The sequence below is a fragment of the Microbacterium phoenicis genome (assembly GCF_047302325.1).
In the GTDB taxonomy this organism is placed as follows: Bacteria; Actinomycetota; Actinomycetes; order Actinomycetales; family Microbacteriaceae; genus Microbacterium.
The window spans coordinates 2243120-2262667 of record NZ_CP154849.1 but is presented as its reverse complement, the minus strand read 5'-3'; the positions used below and the strand labels follow the sequence as shown (position 1 = coordinate 2262667).

Sequence of the window (19548 nt, the reverse complement as noted above, 5' to 3'; positions counted from 1 at the left end):
CGACATCCACGAGAAGGGGGAGCAATGGACAGACCATCGGCTCCCCCTTCCCGCGTCTCCCGGTCCCGACGCGGCCGGGGTGATGGGGCGCCGGAGCGCCTCGTAAACGTCCGCGACTGGGTCGGCGGCATCCGGATGTCGGGGTTCATGGGCATCATGCTCGGCCTCGTGGTCCTGGCCTCCCTGGTCCTCGTCCCGACGATCGGGACGTACGTCGATCAGCGTCAGCAGATCGCGGCGCTGCAGCACGACGTGAAGGCGACGCAGGACGAGATCGCCGAGCTGACCGCCGAGCGCGAGCGCTGGCGGGACGAGTCCTACATCGTCGCCCAGGCGCGCGAGCGTCTGTACTACCGGCGTCCGGGCGAGGTGGTCTACCTCGTCGCCGACGACCGGCCCGCCGACGTCATCGAACCCGAGCAGCGCCCGGTCAGCGGAAGCGTTCAGGAGACGCAGCGCGACTGGATGACGCAGTTCCTCCGGTCCGTCACCGAAGCAGGCCTCGCCAAGACCGTCGCGCCGGGCTGACACCCAGCCCCGACGCGCGTCGCCGGGTACCCTTGAGCGGTGCCCCATCCGACACTCTCGCCCGCGTCCGCTGCTGACCACGAGACCATGCGTGAGCAGCTCGGTCGGCCCATGCGCGGAGTGATCGGGATCGCGGCCCGGTGCGCCTGCGGCAATCCGACGGTCGTGGCCACCGAGCCGCGGCTACCCGACGGCACCCCGTTCCCGACGTTCTACTACCTGACCCACCCGGGTGCCACCGCAGCCATGTCGGCGCTGGAAGCCACCCAGGTCATGCGCGAGATGAACGACGAGCTGGCTGAGGACGAGGATCTCGCCGCTGCGTACTCCGCTGCGCACACCGCGTACCTCGCCGACCGCGAGGTCCACGGCACGGTTCCGGAGATCGCAGGAGTGTCCGCCGGTGGGATGCCGACCCGCGTGAAGTGCCTGCACGCCCTCGCCGCGCACGCTCTCGTGGCGGGTCCCGGGGTGAATCCCATCGGCGACATCGCTCTCGCCCGGGGATCGTGGTCGCCCGAGCGCTGCACGTGCGCGACACCGAGGACGACCGGATGAGGGCAGTCCGCGCCGTCCTGGCCACTGTGCTCGTGGCCGTGACGGCCGCGCTCACGGCCGCTGCACCGGCGCCCACTCCCACGACTGCCGTCGATCCTGTCCGCAACATGGAGTACTGGCTCACGGAGTATGGGATCTCCGACGCCTGGAAGACGACCAAGGGCGCTGGGACGACCATCGCGGTCATCGACACCGGCATCGCGAGCGGCCCGAAGGAACTGGACGGAGCCGTCGTCGGCGGCGCGGACTTCTCGGGCGTCGGCAAGGCGGACGGTCGCACCCCCGTGGGCGAGGAGGACCGCAACCACGGCAGCTGGGTCGCGTCCCTGGCCGCCGCCCGCGGAACCGGGGACGACAAGGGCATGATCGGGGTCGCGCCCGAGGCCGACCTCCTCTCCCTGTCGATCGGGTTCGGCGCAGATGCGAGCGTCCCGTTCGTCGATCAGGTCGCCGAGGCGATCCGGTGGGCGGTCGACCACGGCGCCGACGTCATCAACCTCTCCTTCACGACGAACACGCTCGACTGGGACCGGTCGTGGGACGACGCGTTCCTGTACGCCGCCGATCACGATGTCGTCGTGGTCGTCGCTGCCGGCAACCGCCAGAGCGGAACGGAGGAGGTGGGTGCTCCCGCCACGATCCCCGGAGTCCTCACCGTGGGCGGCGTGGACAAGGAGGGTCGCGCCAGCAGCACGGCGTCGACCCAGGGCATCACGATCGGGGTGTCCGCCCCGAGCGAGGAGCTGCTGGGCGTCTCCCCGAACGGCGACCTCGTCATCTGGGACGGCACTAGCGGCGCCGCGCCCATCGTCGCGGGTGTCGCCGCGCTCGTGCGATCCGCCCACCCCGACCTCGACGCGGCCAATGTGATCAACCGCATCGTCCGCACGGCGACGCCGTCCGACCGCGAGAAGAAGGTGCCGAACGCGCTGTACGGGTACGGATTGATCAACGCGGCCGAGGCGGTCTCGGCACCGGTGTCGGCGGTGTCCGCCAACCCGATGGGCGACCTCCGCGAATGGATCCGACTGTACCGCCGCGCCGAGTCGACGCCGGCGCCCAGTCCCACCCCGACACCCTTCAGCGTCGCGCCGCTGCCCGAGGCCGAGCCTCCCCGTGCGGAGGTCTCACCGTTTCTCCCCAGCAACGAATCACTGCGCTACGGTACGGTGCCGCTGATCGCGCTCAGCCTGGGGACTATACTGGTCGTGCTCGGGGTCACCGCTGCTGCCCGGCGCATCCGATCGGCGCGCACCCCGCGACCGCCGAGCCGTTGAATCAAGGAGTTCTTCCGACTGTGACTACCACTGTGCCCAAGATCCTGGTCGTCGGAGGCGGCTACGCCGGTTTCTACACGGCGTGGAAGCTCGAGAAGCACCTCCGCAAGGGCGAGGCCGAGGTCACCATCGTCGACCCGCTTCCGTACATGACGTACCAGCCCTTCCTCCCCGAGGTCGCGGCCGGTGAGATCGAGCCCCGCCACGTCGTGGTAGGCCTCCGTCGTCACCTGAAGCGCACCCGTGTCGTGATCGCCAAGGTCACCGGAATCGACCACGCGAACAAGACCGCCACCATCACGCCCGAGCTCGGCGAGCCGTGGCAGGAGCAGTACGACCAGATCGTCGTCACCGCAGGTGCCGTCTCGCGGACCTTCCCGATCCCGGGCATCGCCGAGAACGCGATCGGGCTCAAGACGATCGAAGAGGCCGTCGCCATCCGCGACCGCATCCTCACCAACTTCGACCGCGCCGCCAGCCTCCCGCCGGGACCCGAGCGCGATCGCCTGCTGACGGTCGTCGTCGTGGGCGGCGGCTTCGCGGGAATCGAGGTCTTCGCCGAGACCCGTGCTTTCGCCAGCGCGCTGCTGAAGGACTACCCGAACATTACGTTCGAGGAGACCCACTTCCACCTCATCGAGGCCATGGGTCGCATCATGCCCGAGGTGTCGCTGAAGACCAGCGAGTGGGTGCTCAAGGACCTGGCCAAGCGCGGCGCGAACGTGCACCTCGACACGCAGGTGAAGGGCGCCGTCGACGGCAACGTCGAGCTGTCGACCGGTCAGGTCATCCCGACCGACCTCATCATCTGGACCGCCGGTGTCATGGCGAACCCGACCGTCGTCCGCGGCGGCGACCTCCCCGTCGAGGAGCGCGGTCGCCTGCGCGCCCGTGCCGACCTCCGCGTCGGAACCCCCGAGGAGTTCGTCGAGGGCGCCTGGACCGCCGGTGACGTCGCCGCCGTTCCCGACCTCTCGGGCGGCGGCGTGGGCGGGTTCTGCGTGCCCAACGCCCAGCACGCCGTGCGTCAGGGCAAGCTGCTCGCGAAGAACGTCGTGGCGGTGCTCCGCGGTGAGGAGCCCAAGGAGTACTTCCACAAGAACCTCGGAGCCGTCGCAGGCCTCGGTCTCTACAACGGTGTCTTCCAGTCCGGCAAGATCGCCCTCAAGGGCTTCGTCGCCTGGGTCGCGCACCGCGGCTACCACGGCCTCGCGATGCCGACCTTCGAGCGCAAGTTCCGGGTCGTCGGCGACTGGTGGCAGAACTTCTGGCTCGGCCGCGACAACGTCTCGACCGAGACCCTCCAGAACCCCCGTCAGGTCTTCGAGGAGTTCGCCGCGCGCCCGCGCCCGGCCGCTCCGGAGAACCCCGCGATCGACCCGAAGACGGTCGCCGCGGAGAAAACCGGCAAGGTCGCCGCGGGCTGACCTCACCGCATCGAGCGACCCCCGCGACGGCACCCGCCGGAGCGGGGGTCGCTCTGCGTGACCGCTGGGTCGGGATACCCTGGCCGCGGGCCCCCATAGCCCAATGGCAGAGGCAGGCGACTTAAAATCGCTTCAGTCTGGGTTCGAGTCCCAGTGGGGGTACGGTCTCATCCGGCGAGGATGCTGGGCGGATCGGCATCCCGCCAACGTTCGATCGTCTGCGTCGTCCAGAACACGGCGAACGCCGTCAAGGCGACGGTCTCGCCGATGAGCACGCCACCGTCTTCGGGACGGACGATCGCAGCGACGAAGGTCACTGCCACGGCGACCACGATGACGAGAGCGACGACGAGGTAGATCAGGCGGTAGCGCCTCTCCGTCCGTTCCGCAGATCCGAACGCGGTGGTCAGCGGGATCGCTGCGAACATCGCGAAGAAGCACACCGTTGCGATGAGGTGGAGGTTCACGCCTCCCGCGAACGGGAACGACTGCGACACCCCCGGCACGAAGGTGAGCACCGCGAGCGCCGTGGACACCGCGCCCGCGATACCCCCGACGATCGCGACCCGCCGCCAGGCCACCTCGCCCCGCGCCGCGAGGACCACGGCGAGCACGAGAAGGGCGGCGACCATCACGAGGTAGACGCCGACGCCGTTGCGGACCGACGGGAGTACATCGTCCGGTATGAACTGCCGACCCCGATAGCCGGTCGGGATGATCGCGATGAGAGGCGCGAACACGGCGGCGACGTCGAGCATGATGGACTCCGCGTCGCGGCCCGACAGCGCGAGCAAGGCGACCGAGGCGGCCGTCAGCCCACCGATGAAGACGCCGCCGGCGGGGGAGTAGTAGTAGTCGCTGAGGGACGGCAGGGGGACCCAGCCGTCGTGCGCGAGCTGGATGAGGACGGATGCCGCGATCGCCACCGCGACGGCGACCAGAGCGAGCCGAAGAGAGCGATGCGTGCGCAGACCCGTCACACTGCGACCCTACAAGTGCCGCCCCGTGTGGAACATCTGAGAAGAGGCATCCTCCATCCGCACAGGCGCCACCCGCGTCGTTAGGATGAGGAGGCTATCGATCGGAGATTCATGGAATACCTCATCCCGGTCCTCGTGGTCCTCGCCCTCCTCGTCATCGTCGGCGTCTACCTCTGGGCCACTTACAACTCCCTCGTCGCCCTCGCGGTGCGCGTGGATGAGGCGTGGAGCGACATCACCGTCCAGCTCAAGCGTCGCGCCGACCTCCTGCCGAACCTCATCGAGACGGTGAAGGGCTACGCGGCTCATGAGAAGGCGGTCTTCGAGAACGTCACGCATGCACGCGCGGAGACGCTCACCGCGACGACGCCCGCTGATGCGGGGGTTGCCGAAGGGCACATGCAGCAGGCGCTGAAGTCGCTGTTCGCCGTGGCCGAGGCCTATCCCCAGCTCCAGGCGAGCCAGAACTTCCTGCAGCTGCAGCAGGCCGTCGTCGACACCGAGGACAAGATCCAGGCCTCGCGACGCTTCTACAACGGCGGCGTGCGGGAGCTGAACACGAAGATCAAAGTGTTCCCCAACAACCTCTTCGCCCGGCGACTCGGCTTCGGGGAACGCGAGTTCTTCGAGGTCGTGGACGGCGCGGCGATCGCCGAACCGCCACGGATCCAGTTCTGACGTCCGCCGAGCGGGGCGGGCGTCCCCTCGAGGCGCCGAGTCCTAGGATGGGCCAGTGAGCGGTACCGACGACAAGCCCCGAGGCGGGTTCTTCGAATCCCTGCGTGCTCGGACGGTGTCCACGGACGTGTCGGGCACCGTTCCGCGCGGTCTGAAGATCGCGACCGCGTACGCCTGGCGGTTCCTCGTCCTGGCGGCGGCGATCGCCGTTGTCGTATGGATCGTCATCCAGCTCCGGCTCCTGATCATCCCGTTGCTGGCCGCCATCCTCGTGACGGCTCTCGTCTGGCCGCTCTTCTCCCTCCTGCTGCGACGCCTGCCGCGCTGGCTGTCGCTCATCATCACCCTGCTTCTCACCGTCTCCGTCATCGCGGGACTCCTCTGGGTGGCGATCTGGCAGATCACCCGCGATGCGGCATCCGTTCGGGACCGCACCGTCGCCGGCATCGGCCAATTCCGGGACTTCCTCATCGAGGGCCCGCTGCACTTGACGGGCGGTCAGATCGACGACGCCGTCCGCCAGGGCTTCGGCATGCTCCAGGAACAGGCGCAGCTGCTGTGGTCGGGGGCGCTCGCGATCGGGTCGACTCTCGGACACGTCGCCACCGGCATCCTGCTGACGCTCTTCATCCTCATCTGCGTCCTCGCCGACGGCGCGGGCATCTGGCGCTGGGTGGTGCGCCTGTTCCCGTTCCGCGCCCGTGCCGCCGTGGACGGTGCCGGGCGGGCCGGATGGCGGACGGTCATCACCTACGCGCGAACGCAGTTGCTCGTCGCCACGATCGACGCCATCGGGATCGGGGTCGGTGCGGCGCTCCTCGGCGTTCCGCTGGCGGCACCCATCGGCGTCCTGGTCTTCCTCGGCGCCTTCGTCCCCTTCGTGGGAGCCGTCCTGACGGGTGCTCTCGCCGTCTTCCTCGCGCTCGTTTACAACGGCCCCTGGATCGCCCTCTGGATGCTCGTGATCGTCCTCGGCGTCCAGCAAGTCGAGGGACACATCCTCCAGCCCCTCCTCATGGGCGCCGCGGTGAAGGTGCACCCGCTCGCCGTCGTCCTCGCCGTCGCGGGCGGCGCCATGATCGCGGGTATCGCGGGCGCCGTCTTCGCCGTCCCCCTCGCGGCGTTCGTGAACGTCGTCTGGCTGTATCTGTCCCGACGCGGGTGGGAACGTCCGGTGGATCCCGGGCCGGACGACCTCATCTGGAGCACCGTGCCGCGAGCAAGAAGGACGACCACGTGAGCGAACAGACGAAGATCATCGCCCCGACCCTGGCCGAGTTCGAGACGGCCGCCGCGGAGCTCGCGGGCGTCGTGTCGCGGACGCCCGTCGAGGATTCCGAATTCCTGTCCGGCGTTCTCGGCGCGCCGGTCCACCTGAAGCTCGAGAACCTGCAGCGTACGGGATCGTTCAAGATCCGGGGAGCGACGTACCGCCTCTCACGGCTGACGGACGAAGAGCGCTCGCGTGGCGTCGTGGCGGCATCGGCGGGTAACCACGCGCAGGGCGTCGCCCTCGGTGCACAGACGCTCGGTATTCCGGCGACGATCTTCATGCCGCTCGGTGTTCCCGTCCCGAAGCTCCTCGCCACACGCGGGTACGGCGCAGACGTGATCCTCGAGGGGGCGACCGTCGAGACCCCGCTGCGCCTCGCCCAGGAGTTCGCCGAGCGTACGGGGGCGGTCTTCATCCCGCCGTATGACAACCACGACATCATCATCGGTCAGGGCACGCTCGGTCTCGAGCTGATGGACGAGATCCCGGGGCTCGAGACGGTCGTCGTGGGAATCGGCGGGGGAGGCCTCGCTGCAGGCGTGGCCGCGGCAGTCAAGGCCCGCGCCGCGGCGGAGGGCCGCACGATCCACGTGATCGGCGTGCAGGCCGAGAACTCCGCGGGCTACCCCGGCTCCCTGGTCGCAGGACGGCCTCTCGACGCGGAGCACGTCTCGCCGACGATCGCGGACGGCATCGCCGTCAAACGACCCGGGACGATCCCGTTCGACATCATCCGCGACCTCGTGGACGAGGTCGTGACGGTGAGCGACGACGACATCGCGCGTGCGATCCTCGTCCTCATCGAACGCGCGAAGCAGGTCGTCGAGCCCGCCGGTGCGGTCGGCGTCGCCGCGATCCTCACCGGCAAGATCCGCGCGTCCGGTCCTACGGCCGCGATCCTCTCCGGGGGGAACATCGATCCGCTGCTGCTGCAGCGCGTCGTCGCGCACGGACTCGCGGCATCCGGTCGCTATATGACCATCCAGGTGCCCCTGCCCGACCGTCCGGGGCAGCTGGCTCGTGTGTCGGAGCTCCTGTCCGTCGTCGGCGCGAACGTCATCGAGGTCCTGCACACACGACACGGTCAGGGACTGCAGATCAGTGAGGTGATCCTGCAGCTGAGCGTCGAAACGCGAGGCGAGGAGCACCGGGCGCAGGTCCTGGCGATCCTGCAGGACGCCGGCTACGCTCCGACGGTCGTCCCGAACTGAGCGTGCCGGCGCCGGCGCGTCACTGACCCGAGTAGGTCTCGACCTTGACGATCTCGACCGAGATCTCCTTGCCGTTCGGCGCGGTGTAGCTCGTCTTCTCACCCTCGCGCAGGCCCATGATGGCCTCGCCGAGGGGGGATGCCTCGCTGTAGACGTCCAATTCGCTGTTGGCGCCGATCTCGCGGTTGCCGAGGAGGAAGACCTCTTCGCCGCCGGCGACGATCGCCGTGACGACCGTGCCCGACAGGACCGTGCCGTCGGACTCCGGTGCGACGCCGACCTTCGCGTCCTTCAGCAGCTGCTGGAGGGTGCGGATGCGCGCCTCCTGCTTGCCCTGCTCGTCCTTGGCCGCGTGGTAGCCGCCGTTCTCCTTGAGGTCGCCCTCTTCGCGGGCGGCCTCGATGCGCTTGGCGATCTCCTCGCGGCCCGTCGTCGAGAGCTCCTCGAGCTCGGCGGCGAGGCGGTCGTAGGCCTCCTGGGTCAGGAACGTCTCGGACACGTGATCTCCCGGTGCGGTCGATGGGTAAGCCAAACGCCCCGGCAAGTCACCGGGGCGCGAGAACCCTCAGCTTAGAGGATCCAGCAGGAGCGGACAAAACCCGTCGTCGCCTCGGCGGTGGTCGGGATGCGCTCGGTGAGGGTGCGGGTGTGATCGGTCGACGGAGCGAGCTCCACGACCTTGAAGCCGACGATCCCGTGATCGGGATCCTGCGCCTCGAGAGCGCACGCGACCGCTGTCTCGGGTCGGATCGACACCTGGAACCGGACTTCGACGGAGTGCTCGTCCACGACGGAGAACCCGGTCGCATCGGCGTCCACCGAGTTGATCGCGTTCGAGACGGTCGACCACCCCAGCAGCCCGGTGGCGGCGACCGCGACGACACCGACGATCACCCAGGTCACGCGTCGGGAGGCCGACGACCGGGCGCGTCCGTACCGCTCCGCGAGCTTGCGGTCGAGGTCGGTCGGGGTCATGCGGCATCCGTTCTAGGCTGGGATCCCAGGCTATTCGCTCTGGCTGAGGAATGAGGTCACATGCCGGATCTGCGATGGCTCGCCGCCACCCCGTCGCCCACGCCCACCGGGCCGCCGGCCGAGGCGGTGACGCCCGGCGTCGCGGGGTTCATCGCGATCGCCCTCGTCGCGGTCGTGATCGTGCTCCTCGCGATCGACATGCTCCGTCGCATCCGACGCGCGCAGTACCGGTCGGACGTCAACGAGATGCTCGACGCCGAGGAGGCCGCCGCGAAGGAGCGCGACGCTGCCGACGGCGACGACGAGAGCGGGTCGGGCGAGGTCAGGCCGGAAGGCCCAGCGAAGGGCTGAGCGGCTCGAGCGAGATCAGCAGACACGCGGCCCAGTGGCAGAGGAATGCCAGGACCGTGCAGACGTGGAAGATCTCGTGGAAGCCGAAGTGCCCCGGCCACGGGTTGGGGCGCTTGAGGGCGTAGACGATCGCTCCGCCCGTGTACAGCAGACCACCGACGATCACCAGCACCATCATCGCGACGCTCGCCCGGAGGAGGTCGCCGAGGTACATGACGGCGGCCCACCCGAGGAGCAGGTACAGGGCGACGTAGAGCCACCGAGGAGCGCCGATCCAGAAGACTCGGAAGAGGATGCCGAGCAGGGCGCCCGACCAGACCAGGATGAGCAGCAGCGTGCCCTGCGGGGGCGACAGGGCGAGCGTGGCGATCGGTGTGTAGGTGCCGGCGATCAGCAGCAGGATGTTCGCGTGATCGATGCGCTTGAGGACGATCTTGGTCCGCGGCCCCCAATCGAAGCGGTGATACAGCGCGGAGTTGCCGAACAGCAGCAGCGACGTCGCCATGAACACAGCAGCCGCCCACTTGGCGGGAGCACCCTGCGCCAGGGTGATCAGCACGATGCCGGCGGCGATCGCGACGGGGAAGGTCCCGGCATGGATCCACCCGCGCCAGGTCGGTCGGATCTCAACCTGGTCGTCGACCGCCGCCGCTTCGAGGAGGGGCAGCTGAGGCATCTCGGCCCCGTCGTCGGAAAGGTGTCGGGTCACACGGGTGAGCCTACGCGCGGCGTCATACCGAGCGCTGAATACGCGGCCATCCCGTCCTGGCGGCGCGGTCGGAGTAGCGTATCCCTGTGACCCGCGCATCCTCGACCCAAGGCCGCGGACTCCTCTACCGCCTGTACAGCTCGAGGCTGCGGCGGGAGATCGAGGCGGGAACGGTCCCGCACCACGTGGCGATGATGATCGACGGCAACCGCCGGTGGGCGAGGCAACTCGGTTTCACGACGGTCTCGCACGGTCACCGCGCCGGCGCCGCGAAGATGCACGAGTTCCTGCGGTGGTGCGACGAACTCGGCATCCAGGTCGTATCGCTGTATCTGCTCTCCACCGACAACCTCGTCAAGCGCGATTCGCAGGAGCTCACCGATCTCATCGAGATCATCGCCGACCTCGCCGAGACCCTCTCGCAGGAGCCCGGCTGGCGGGTGAAGCACGTGGGCCGCGCCGAGATCCTGCCGCCCGACCTCGCCGCGGGCCTTCGCACCGCCGAGGAGCGGACACGCGAGAACACGGGACTGCACGTCAACCTCGCGGTCGGCTACGGCGGCAGAGGCGAGATCGTCGATGCCGTCCGGAGCATCATCGCGAAGCACAACGAGAAGGGCGGGTCGCTCACCGAACTCGCCGAGAGCCTCACGCCCGAGCAGATCGGCGAGCACCTGTACACCGGCGGCCAGCCCGATCCGGATCTCGTGATCCGCACGTCGGGAGAGCAGCGTCTGAGTGATTTCCTGCTGTGGCAGTCGGCGCACAGCGAGTTCTACTTCGTGGAGGCTCTCGGTCCCGATCTCCGCGAGGTGGACTTCCTCCGCGCGATCCGCGACTTCGGCGACCGGGACCGGCGCTTCGGGAGCTGACTCTCCAGGGCGTTGATCGACCGGGGCGCTGCGGTGGCGGCGACCAGCGGCATCCGTGGGAAAATCGCTCGGTGAGTGATCTGCAGTCCTACCTGGCCGGCTTCGAGGTCGAGACGGGCTACTTCAACTGGGCCTCGTTCGGCCCGCTGTCCGTGGCGGTCCGTGAAGAGGCCCGTGCCGACGACGAACTCTCGGCGTCGGGACGGCCGTCCGGCATCGACCTCGTCGCCTCGCATGTCGACGAGGCTCGCTCGCTCGTGGCGTCGATGCTGGGAGCGGATGCCGACGAGGTCGCCCTCGCACCCTCGACGACCGACGCGATGTTCCACGCCCTGTTCGGGCTCTCGGGAACCGTTCTCCTCTCACCGAACGAGTACCCGACGATCCCGGTCGCGGCGCGTCGCGCCGCCGACCTCCGGGATCTGCTGAGCGTCCGCGAGCTCGATCCGACGGTCACCCGCGTGACCCCCGACGCCGTCCGTGCCGCCCTCAGCGACGAGGTGACGGCCGTCGCGGTCAGCCTCGTGGACTACCGGACCGGGTACGTCGCCGACCTGCCCGCCCTCCGCGAGGTCGTCGGCGATCGGCTGCTGATCGTCGACGCCATCCAGGGCTTCGGCGTCGTCGACACCGACTGGGCGGCGGCGGACGTCGTCGCAGGGCACGGGTACAAGTGGATCCGCGCGGGGCGGGGTACCGGCTTCGCCCGATTCTCGGCCCGCGCCCGCGAACGCATCACTCCCGTTCTGGCCGGAGTCGCCGGCACCGCGGTCGAGCTCGGCGACCTCGAGGTGCGAGGACCCCGTGACGGTGCCGCCGCCTACGCGATCTCCCGCCCCGACCCGCAGGCGGCAGGACGACTGAGCGCGGCGCTCCGGGACGTGACGGATGCCGGGGTGTCGGCGATCGCCGCGCTCGTCGCCGAGAAAGCTCGCCGTGTGATGGAGATCGCCGACAGCCACGGCATCCCGGTGCTCACCGATCGCGATCGCCACGCGGGGATCGTCGCACTGACTCCGGAGCCGGAACGCACTGGCGTCATCGCTGCAGAACTGGTCAACGCGGGGATCACCGCGACCGTCCGGGGCGGGATCGTCCGGATCTCGCCGCACGCGGGGACATCGGACGATGCGTTCGGGATGCTGGATGCCGCGCTGGCCGCGTCCCGCGTCGGTCCCGTCGCGACGCATCCCTCTGCTCTGTTCCCGTTGGAGCGCTGACACGGAGAGTTCACGCGTCGGACACATCCGGCGGCGTGTCGCGACCGTGCCGCGTCGCCGGGCGACCCTAGGTTCATCCCAACGGGCAAAGCGCCTGTTCGAGTCGGCCTCTCACGACTCGTGACCCCTGGTCGACTCGTGACTGCCGGGTGGGTTCCCACCCGGGGCGGGAGTGGGTTGTGACCACACGAGCACCTGAGAAGCAGCGTCACCAGCACGAGTCCGCGGAGGCGGCTCAGGACCAGGAACTCCGCACGTACGTGCTGGACACCTCCGTCCTGCTGAGCGATCCGCGCGCGCTGTTCCGTTTCGCCGAGCATTCCGTCGTGCTGCCGGTCGTCGTCATCACGGAATTGGAGCGCAAGCGCCACGACCCCGAGATCGGGTACTTCGCCCGCCAGGCCCTGCGCCACCTGGACGAGCTGCGCGTCGAGCACGGCCGTCTGGACTTCCCGGTCCCCGTCGGTGCCGACGGGACCCTGCGCGTCGAGTTGACGAACACCGACCCCACCGTCCTCCCCGCCGGCATGCGCCTCGGCGACAACGACACGAGGATCCTGTCGGTGGCCATGCACCTCAGCCAGGAGGGGCAGGCCGTCACCGTCGTGTCGAAGGATCTGCCGATGCGGGTGAAGGCCGCGTCGCTCGGCCTGAACGCGGAGGAGTACCTCGCCGAGCAGGCCGTCGACTCGGGGTGGACCGGGATCGCCTCGATCGACCTCTCCGGCGACGAGGTCAGCGACCTCTACGACAGCGAGGTCGGCGTCAGCGAGGATGTGCGGGGCCTTCCGGTCAACACGGGCCTCGTCATCCATTCGGAACGCGGGTCGGCGCTCGGCCGCGTGACCGGCGACGGGTCGTACAAGCTCGTCCGCGGCGACCGCGACGTCTTCGGTCTGCACGGGCGGTCGGCGGAGCAGCGCATCGCCATCGACCTGCTGCTGGACCCGGAGGTCGGGATCGTGTCGCTCGGTGGACGCGCCGGCACGGGAAAATCGGCTCTCGCGCTCTGCGCGGGGCTCCAGTCGGTCCTCGAGCAGCAGCAGCAGAAGAAGATCATCGTCTTCCGCCCGCTGTTCGCCGTCGGGGGCCAGGAGCTCGGCTACCTCCCGGGCGACGCGCAGGAGAAGATGAACCCGTGGGGTCAGGCGGTGTTCGACACCCTCGGCTCGGTGGTCACGGGCAACGTCCTCGAAGAGGTCGTCGCGCGCGGCATGCTCGAGGTCATGCCACTCACCCACATCCGCGGGCGATCGCTCCACGACGCGTTCGTGATCGTGGACGAGGCGCAGTCCCTCGAGCGGAACGTTCTCCTCACCGTCCTCAGCCGCATCGGCCAGAACTCCCGCGTCGTGCTGACCCACGACGTCGGCCAGCGCGACAACCTCCGGGTCGGACGCCACGACGGCATCGCCTCCGTCATCGAGACCCTCAAGGGCCACGACCTGTTCGGACACGTCACGCTTGTGCGTTCCGAGCGCTCGGCGATCGCCGCGCTCGTCACGGACCTGCTGGAGGCCGGCGAACTCAGCTGAACCTCCTCGAACGCAGGACACCCCCGGCCGCGTGGCCGGGGGTGTCCTGGCTCACGGGGTCACTCCCAGAGGTAGCCCTCGCCGCGCACGGTGACGATGTGATCCGCTCCGAGCTTGGCCCTCAGATACCGGACGTAGACGTCCACAACGTTGGATCCCGGGTCGAAGTCCAGCCCCCACACGCGGCTCAGCAGGACCTCGCGGGTGAGGACCTCGCCCGCGTTGCGGACGAACTGCTCGGCCAGAGCGAACTCCCGGCTGGACAATTCCACCTCTCGACCCGCGACGCTCGCCCGACGCGCCAGGATGTCGAGCGTCACATCACCCCGGGTGAGCGAGGTGGGCGCACTCGCGGCCACGTCCCGCAGACGTGATCGCACCCGCGCCATGAGCTCGGCCACCGCGAACGGCTTCGGGACGTAGTCGCTCGCCCCGGCATCCAGTCCTTCGATCGTGTCGTCCGTGCCGCTTCGTGCCGTGAGCATGATGACGGGCGTCGTGTGCCCCGCTCCCCGGAGTTCCCGCAGGACCTCGAAGCCGTCCATCGTCGGAAGCCCGACGTCGAGCACGATGAGGTCGACGTCGCCGGCGAGGGCGATCTCGAGGGCGTCCGGGCCGTCCTCGACGCCCACCGCCTCGAAGCCTTCGGCGTGGACCGCACGCGAGACGAGCGAGACGATGTGCGGTTCGTCGTCGACGATCAGGATGCGGGTCATTCGGTTGCCTCTCGCTGCAGCAGCACGTCGCCGGCGCGGATGGGGGACGGCAGCGCCCCACGCGTGCCGATCGGTATCTCCAGGGTGAACGTAGCACCGCCGCCGGGGGTGTCCGCGACGGTGCAGTGTCCGCCGTGCGCTTTGGCGATGACATCGACGATCGCAAGACCCAGTCCGGACCCGCCGACGTGACGTTTTCCGGCGCCGCGGTCGAAGCGGCGGAAGATGCGGTGACGGACGGCGGGAGGGATGCCGGGGCCGTGATCGCGGACCCAGAGTTGTGCGCCGGCGGCGTTGACCGCGCTGCCGATCTCGATCGCGGTCCCGGTGGGGGAGTACTTCGCGGCGTTGTCCGCTAGGGCCACCCACGCCTGCAGGAGGCGATCCCCGTCCGCGCGGATGACGGCGTCCGCCGACTGCTCGACGCGCCACGCATGATCGCCGATGACCCCCACCATCTCGAAGACCCGCTGCGTGAGTGCCGCGAGGTCCACGTCGCCGCGCGAGAGCCGCCCGCCCTCGACCGCCGCGAGGACGTCGATGTCGCCGATCAGCCGGGTCATCCGGTCGAGCTCGGCGATGCCGAGGGCGCGGATCGACTCGACGTCGTCGGAGTCGGCGGCATCCATCATCTCCAGGTGACCGCGCACGATCGTGATGGGCGTCTTCAACTCGTGCCGGACGTCGTCGAGCAGTCGCTGCTGGGTCTCGAACGCACCCTCGATGGAGTCGGCCGTGATCGCCGCGGCGAGACCGCGCCGCTCGAGCACCGCCCATCCGACGACGCCGATGCCCGCGAGCGCCGGCACCGCCGCGACGGTCCACGCCAACGCCGTCCAGCCCGCGGCCTGAGGCGCGACGAGCAGGACGACGACGAACGCCGCCGCACCCACGCCGACGAGGCCCGCTGCGGCGACGGCGAGAAGGATCCCGAGTCCCGGCGTGCCCCGTCGCGGCGGTGTGGCGGCGCTGTTCACGCTCCGATTATCACCCCGGGCGCGTCATCGAGAGGAGGTCGAGCTTCTCATCGAGCTGCTGCTCCGTGAGCTCACCCCGCTCGACGTACCCGAGGTCGATGACGGCGTCGCGGACGGTGATGCCCTTGGCGACAGAGTGCTTCGCGATCTTCGCAGCCGCTTCATAACCGATCAGCTTGTTGAGCGGCGTTACGATCGAGGGCGACATGCCGGCGTATGCGGCGGCACGCTCCACGTTCGCCTCGAGACCGGACACCGCCTTGTCCGCCAGGACGCGCATCGCGTTGGAGAGCAGGCGGATGGACTCGAGCAGGGCGGTTCCCATTACCGGGATCGCGACGTTCAGTTCGAACGATCCGGATGCCCCGGCCCAGGCGACCGTCGCGTCGTTGCCGATGACGCGCGCCGCGACCATGAGGGTCGCTTCGGGGACGACCGGGTTGACCTTGCCGGGCATGATCGAGGAGCCGGGCTGGAGGTCGGGGATGTGCAGCTCGCCGAGCCCGGTGTTCGGGCCCGAGCCCATCCATCGGATGTCGTTGTTGATCTTCGTCAGCGACACCGCGATGGTGCGGAGCGCACCGGATGCCTCGACGAGACCGTCGCGGTTGGCCTGAGCCTCGAAGTGGTCCTTCGCCTCGGTGATGGGCAGCTCGGTCTCGGCCGCCAGCAGCTCGATGACCTTCTGCGGGAAGCCGAGGGGCGTGTTGATGCCCGTGCCGACGGCGGTTCCGCCGAGGGGGACCTCGCCCACGCGGGGAAGGACCGACTGGACGCGCTCGATGCCGAGCCGCATCTGCCGGGCGTAGCCGCCGAACTCTTGACCGAGGGTCACGGGGGTGGCATCCATGAGGTGGGTGCGGCCGCTCTTGACGACGCTCTTCCACGCGTCGGCCTTCTCTTCGAGCGCCACGGCGAGGTGGTCGAGGGCCGGGATCAGGTCGTCGATGAGCGCCTGCGTGACCGCGATGTGGACCGAGGTCGGGAAGACGTCGTTCGACGACTGCGACGCGTTGACGTGGTCGTTAGGGTGAACGGGGCCGCCGAGCTTGCGGGTGGCGAGCGTCGCGAGCACCTCGTTCATGTTCATGTTCGACGAGGTGCCCGAACCGGTCTGGTACGTGTCGACGGGGAAGTGCGCGTCGTAGGCACCGGTGACGACTTCGTCCGCGGCCCAGGCGATCGCGTCGGCGATCGCGCCGTCGAGGGTGCCGAGGTCCTTGTTCGCGAGCGCTGCGGCCTTCTTGATGCGCGCCAGCGCCGCGATCTGCGTCGACTCGAGGCCGGACCCGGAGATGGGGAAGTTCTCGACCGCTCGCTGGGTCTGTGCGGCGTAGAGGGCGTCCTTGGGTACGCGCACCTCACCCATCGTGTCGTGCTCGATGCGGTAGTCGGTCTCGTCGGTCATGGTGGTCAACGTCCTCGTTTCACGTGTGTGCGGTGGGGGAAGAGTGGTCAGCCGGCTTCGCCGACGACCACGTCGGGGATGGCGGTCCCGTCGGCCAGGCGGTAGTTCGCGCCGACGACGGCCAGGCGTCCTTCGGCGACCGCGTCGCTGATGAGCTCGGAAGAGTGCAGGATGCCGGCGATCGTGTCGCGCAGGTGCTCGCGACCGACCTCCTCGGCGTCCACCGTGGCGGAGGTCGTGCCGGGGGATGCCTGCAGCACGCGACGGACGGCGGGGACGATGGGGGCGACCTGGCGCCAGATCCCCGCCGGGAGAGCCGGAGCATCCGGAGCGGTGGAATCGATCGCCGCGCGGACGGCGCCGCATTCGTCGTGGCCCAGGACCACGATCAGGGGGACGCCCAGCACGGCGACGGCGTACTCGAGGCTGCCGACGACGGAGTCCGAGATGACCTGCCCCGCATTGCGGATGACGAAGAGGTCCCCGAGCCCCTCGTCGAAGATGATCTCCGCAGCCAGGCGGGAGTCGGAGCACCCGAAGAGTGCGGCCGTCGGGCGCTGCGCGTGTGCGAGCTCGTGGCGACGCTCAGCGTCCTGCCGGGGGTGCTCGGGTTCACCTGCGACGAACCGCCGGTTCCCGGCGAGCATCGAGGACCACACGTCGGACGGGGTCGGGTGTGCGCTCATCGCGCCTCCTCTCGCAGGGTGCGAATCTGGTCGCCGAGGCTCTCGGCGACGGTTGCGGCGGCCGAACGATCGGTGGACTCGGACAAGCCGATGATCACCGTGTCGGAGCCGATGGTGGTGGCCAGCGCGTAGTCGATCTGCTGGACGGGGCTCGGGAGCTCGTACACGTCCCACTCGATCGCGTCGATCGTCGTCGAGCCGGTCGGCGCGAATCCGCCGAGCTCGCGGGAGACCCAGCCGTCCGGAGCGCTGAAGGACTGGGTGACCTCGACATACCCCCGGGCGGGGGCGTAGACGATGCGCCACTCTCCGCCCTCGACGAGCGCGGAGTTGGCACGCCAGGCATCCGGGACATCGGGAATTACCACGCCGTGGCCCGCGATCTCCTCAGCCTGAGTCGCGGATGCGGCGACGTCGGCTTCGGGGACGTCCGCGGGGGTCCCGCGCGGCACGCCCAGATAGACGACCGCCATGATCCCTACACACACGATGAGGGCGGCGATGAGGTTCCGGAAGGTCTTGCTCGACCGGTAGCGCTGAGACGCCGCCGCCTTGCGTGCGGCGGTCTCCGCCGGGGTTTCGGGCCGTCCCAGCTCGGCGACGATGCGCTGCCTCGCCATCAGGACACGGCCTCGCCATCGGGTCGGGCTTCGTCGAGCCGGCGTTTGGCGCCGAGGAGCCACTCTTCGCAGCGGGCGGCCAGTGCTTCGCCGCGGGTCCAGAGGGACAGCGACTCTTCGAGGGTCGGTGACCCCTGCTCCAGCTTCGCGACCACCTGCACGAGCTCATCGCGGGCCTGTTCGAAGGAGAGGGCCGACACATCCCCGGCGTCGCTCGTCATGTCTCCCATCCTAGATCGCGGAGCCGGCGGCATCCGTCTCCGCCACCTCGCCGGTCGACCGCGCAGCGAACGATCCGCGACCGACCATGACGACGACGTCCGCGCCCGCCGGCGCCTGCTGTGCGTCGCGGACGATGCCTCCGCCGGGCAGGTGCACGATCGCGTAGCCCCGGTCGAGGGTCGCGCCGGGGGAGAGGGCGCGCAGAGATGCGCGCAGCTCCGCCGTCGTGCGGGCCGCGGCATCCCACCGCCTGGCCATCACGTCGCGACCGCGGGACGAGAGTGCGACGACCTCCTGCGCACGGCTCGTGAGGAGAGACTCGGGATCTCGCAGCACCGGACGCGAGCGCAACTGCGCGAGAGCGACGATGTCATGCGTCACGCGCTGGGTGAGCCGGGTGCGGGCTCTGCTGCGCAGCTGCTGGACCAGGGCACGCTGTTCCGACACGTCGGGGACGACGCGCTTGGCGGCATCGGTGGGCGTCGATGCGCGCAGGTCGGCGACGTCGTCGAGGAGGGGATGGTCGTTCTCGTGCCCGATCGCCGAGACGACCGGGGTGGATGCCGCGGCCACCGCACGGAGCAATCGCTCGTCGCTGAACCCCAGCAGGGTCTGCGGATCGCCTCCGCCACGGGCGATGATGATGACGTCGACCTCCGGGTCGGCGTCGAGGGTCCGCAGGGCGGCGAGCGTTTCAGGGACGCAGCGGTCGCCCTGGACCGCGGCGTGGATCGTGCGGAAGCGCACGTGCGGCCAGCGCAGCTCGGCGTTGCGATGGACGTCCTTCTCGGCGTCGCTGCGTTCGCCCGTGATGAGGCCGATGACGTGCGGGAGGAAGGGGAGCGGCTTCTTGCGCGCTGCGTCGAACAGGCCTTCCGAACGCAGCGTCGCCCGCAGTCGTTCGAGGCGCTCGAGCTGATCGCCGAGGCCGACGTGGCGCATGGCCGACACGGTGAAGCTGAAGTCGCCGGTCTTGACGAAGTAGTCGGCCTTGACGCAGGCGATGACGCGGTCGCCCACCTTGAGGTCGCCGGGGGTGCGCTGCAGGGTCGAGGACCACATTCGGAACGAGAGCATGCCGTCGGCGTCGGCATCCTTCAGCCGCCCGAACACGTGGCCGCCGCGGAGGTTCCACGCGGTGATCTCACCCTCGACCCAGACCGCGCCCCATTTCTGCACGAAGTCGCGGATCGTCTCGTTGAGCCGGGAGACCGACGTGGGCGTGTCGGGGGAGGAGTCCCGCGGGTGCACCGCATCCGGTGGGGGGACGGCTCCCGCCTCGGTCTGGAAAGTGGTCACGGACACCCATCTTGGCCTACACGTCC

At 69.5% G+C, this 19548-nt stretch carries 22 protein-coding genes and 1 tRNA gene; 12 read left to right on the top strand and 11 right to left on the bottom strand.

Annotated elements, in window-relative coordinates; translation table 11 throughout:
- Positions 1 to 24: 24 nt before the first annotated feature.
- The 5 genes from ABCU91_RS11140 to ABCU91_RS11120 all read left to right on the top strand — a co-directional run bounded on the left by ABCU91_RS11140 (position 25) and on the right by ABCU91_RS11120 (position 3952).
- Entirely contained in the window at positions 25 to 528 is a 504-nt protein-coding gene (locus ABCU91_RS11140) for a septum formation initiator family protein (RefSeq protein WP_406923976.1), read from the top strand.
- Between the two features lie 87 nt (positions 529 to 615).
- Positions 616 to 1086 (top strand): DUF501 domain-containing protein, encoded by a 471-nt coding sequence (locus ABCU91_RS11135; protein WP_406924557.1) that lies wholly within the window; start codon positions 616 to 618, stop codon positions 1084 to 1086.
- Positions 1083 to 2363: a S8 family serine peptidase gene (locus ABCU91_RS11130; protein WP_406923977.1), complete on the top strand. Its 1281-nt coding sequence runs from the start codon at positions 1083 to 1085 to the stop codon at positions 2361 to 2363. The genes ABCU91_RS11135 and ABCU91_RS11130 overlap by 4 nt, the downstream gene beginning before the upstream one ends.
- 32 nt (positions 2364 to 2395) lie before the next feature.
- Complete coding sequence (locus ABCU91_RS11125) at positions 2396 to 3790, top strand: NAD(P)/FAD-dependent oxidoreductase (RefSeq protein WP_406924558.1); 1395 nt, start codon at positions 2396 to 2398, stop codon at positions 3788 to 3790.
- Positions 3791 to 3879: 89 nt separating this feature from the next.
- A tRNA-Leu gene (locus tag ABCU91_RS11120) sits at positions 3880 to 3952 on the top strand.
- 5 nt (positions 3953 to 3957) lie between these two features.
- Here ABCU91_RS11120 and ABCU91_RS11115 read toward each other — a convergent pair.
- Positions 3958 to 4770: a hypothetical protein gene (locus ABCU91_RS11115; protein WP_406923978.1), complete on the bottom strand. Its 813-nt coding sequence runs from the start codon at positions 4768 to 4770 to the stop codon at positions 3958 to 3960.
- Between the two features lie 111 nt (positions 4771 to 4881).
- On the opposite strand from ABCU91_RS11115, the gene ABCU91_RS11110 reads away from it, so the two are divergent.
- From ABCU91_RS11110 to ilvA, 3 genes are read left to right on the top strand one after another with little or no spacing between them, the layout of a single operon-like run.
- Positions 4882 to 5448: a LemA family protein gene (locus tag ABCU91_RS11110; protein WP_091354640.1), complete on the top strand. Its 567-nt coding sequence runs from the start codon at positions 4882 to 4884 to the stop codon at positions 5446 to 5448.
- Positions 5449 to 5503: 55 nt separating this feature from the next.
- Positions 5504 to 6688, top strand: coding sequence for an AI-2E family transporter (locus ABCU91_RS11105; RefSeq protein WP_413353707.1), 1185 nt, complete (start codon positions 5504 to 5506; stop codon positions 6686 to 6688).
- On the top strand, positions 6685 to 7932 hold the full coding sequence (ilvA, locus tag ABCU91_RS11100; RefSeq protein WP_413353706.1) for a threonine ammonia-lyase: 1248 nt from the start codon (positions 6685 to 6687) through the stop codon (positions 7930 to 7932). The genes ABCU91_RS11105 and ilvA overlap by 4 nt, the downstream gene beginning before the upstream one ends.
- Positions 7933 to 7951: 19 nt before the next feature.
- Here ilvA and greA read toward each other — a convergent pair whose 3' ends face one another.
- Positions 7952 to 8431: a transcription elongation factor GreA gene (greA, locus tag ABCU91_RS11095; RefSeq protein ID WP_413353705.1), complete on the bottom strand. Its 480-nt coding sequence runs from the start codon at positions 8429 to 8431 to the stop codon at positions 7952 to 7954.
- A gap of 71 nt (positions 8432 to 8502) precedes the next feature.
- Positions 8503 to 8907 (bottom strand): DUF4307 domain-containing protein, encoded by a 405-nt coding sequence (locus ABCU91_RS11090; protein WP_413353704.1) that lies wholly within the window; start codon positions 8905 to 8907, stop codon positions 8503 to 8505.
- A 60-nt stretch (positions 8908 to 8967) separates the two neighbouring features.
- Between ABCU91_RS11090 and ABCU91_RS11085 the strand changes: the two genes are divergently transcribed.
- On the top strand, positions 8968 to 9258 hold the full coding sequence (locus tag ABCU91_RS11085) for a hypothetical protein (protein WP_406923983.1): 291 nt from the start codon (positions 8968 to 8970) through the stop codon (positions 9256 to 9258).
- On the opposite strand, the gene trhA is transcribed toward ABCU91_RS11085, so the two are convergent.
- On the bottom strand, positions 9230 to 9934 hold the full coding sequence (gene trhA / locus ABCU91_RS11080) for a PAQR family membrane homeostasis protein TrhA (protein ID WP_406924559.1): 705 nt from the start codon (positions 9932 to 9934) through the stop codon (positions 9230 to 9232). The genes ABCU91_RS11085 and trhA overlap by 29 nt on opposite strands.
- A gap of 119 nt (positions 9935 to 10053) precedes the next feature.
- On the opposite strand from trhA, the gene ABCU91_RS11075 reads away from it, so the two are divergent.
- From ABCU91_RS11075 to ABCU91_RS11065, 3 genes are all read left to right on the top strand, one after another.
- The gene (locus tag ABCU91_RS11075) at positions 10054 to 10839 is read left to right on the top strand and encodes an isoprenyl transferase (protein WP_413353703.1); all 786 of its coding nucleotides are present in this window, start codon (positions 10054 to 10056) and stop codon (positions 10837 to 10839) included.
- A gap of 71 nt (positions 10840 to 10910) precedes the next feature.
- Positions 10911 to 12059: an aminotransferase class V-fold PLP-dependent enzyme gene (locus ABCU91_RS11070; protein ID WP_413353702.1), complete on the top strand. Its 1149-nt coding sequence runs from the start codon at positions 10911 to 10913 to the stop codon at positions 12057 to 12059.
- A 179-nt stretch (positions 12060 to 12238) separates the two neighbouring features.
- Complete coding sequence (locus ABCU91_RS11065) at positions 12239 to 13594, top strand: PhoH family protein (protein WP_406923985.1); 1356 nt, start codon at positions 12239 to 12241, stop codon at positions 13592 to 13594.
- Between the two features lie 59 nt (positions 13595 to 13653).
- On the opposite strand, the gene ABCU91_RS11060 is transcribed toward ABCU91_RS11065, so the two are convergent.
- The 7 genes from ABCU91_RS11060 to xseA are packed head-to-tail and all read right to left on the bottom strand — an operon-like array spanning position 13654 to position 19522.
- Entirely contained in the window at positions 13654 to 14310 is a 657-nt protein-coding gene (locus tag ABCU91_RS11060; RefSeq protein ID WP_413353701.1) for a response regulator transcription factor, read from the bottom strand.
- Complete coding sequence (locus ABCU91_RS11055; protein WP_413353700.1) at positions 14307 to 15287, bottom strand: sensor histidine kinase; 981 nt, start codon at positions 15285 to 15287, stop codon at positions 14307 to 14309. Before ABCU91_RS11055 ends, ABCU91_RS11060 begins: the two co-directional genes overlap by 4 nt.
- A 10-nt stretch (positions 15288 to 15297) precedes the next feature.
- Positions 15298 to 16695 carry a class II fumarate hydratase gene (locus tag ABCU91_RS11050; protein WP_413353699.1) on the bottom strand — a complete coding sequence of 466 codons (1398 nt, stop codon included), beginning with the start codon at positions 16693 to 16695 and terminating at the stop codon, positions 15298 to 15300.
- A gap of 47 nt (positions 16696 to 16742) precedes the next feature.
- Positions 16743 to 17381, bottom strand: a complete 639-nt coding sequence (locus ABCU91_RS11045) for a carbonic anhydrase (protein ID WP_406923988.1) — start codon at positions 17379 to 17381, stop codon at positions 16743 to 16745.
- Entirely contained in the window at positions 17378 to 18001 is a 624-nt protein-coding gene (locus ABCU91_RS11040) for a DUF4245 family protein (protein WP_413353698.1), read from the bottom strand. The genes ABCU91_RS11045 and ABCU91_RS11040 overlap by 4 nt, the downstream gene beginning before the upstream one ends.
- The gene (locus ABCU91_RS11035; RefSeq protein WP_406923990.1) at positions 18001 to 18222 is read right to left on the bottom strand and encodes an exodeoxyribonuclease VII small subunit; all 222 of its coding nucleotides are present in this window, start codon (positions 18220 to 18222) and stop codon (positions 18001 to 18003) included. Before ABCU91_RS11035 ends, ABCU91_RS11040 begins: the two co-directional genes overlap by 1 nt.
- Positions 18223 to 18232: 10 nt before the next feature.
- Positions 18233 to 19522 (bottom strand): exodeoxyribonuclease VII large subunit, encoded by a 1290-nt coding sequence (xseA, locus tag ABCU91_RS11030; RefSeq protein WP_413353697.1) that lies wholly within the window; start codon positions 19520 to 19522, stop codon positions 18233 to 18235.
- Positions 19523 to 19548: the final 26 nt, after the last annotated feature.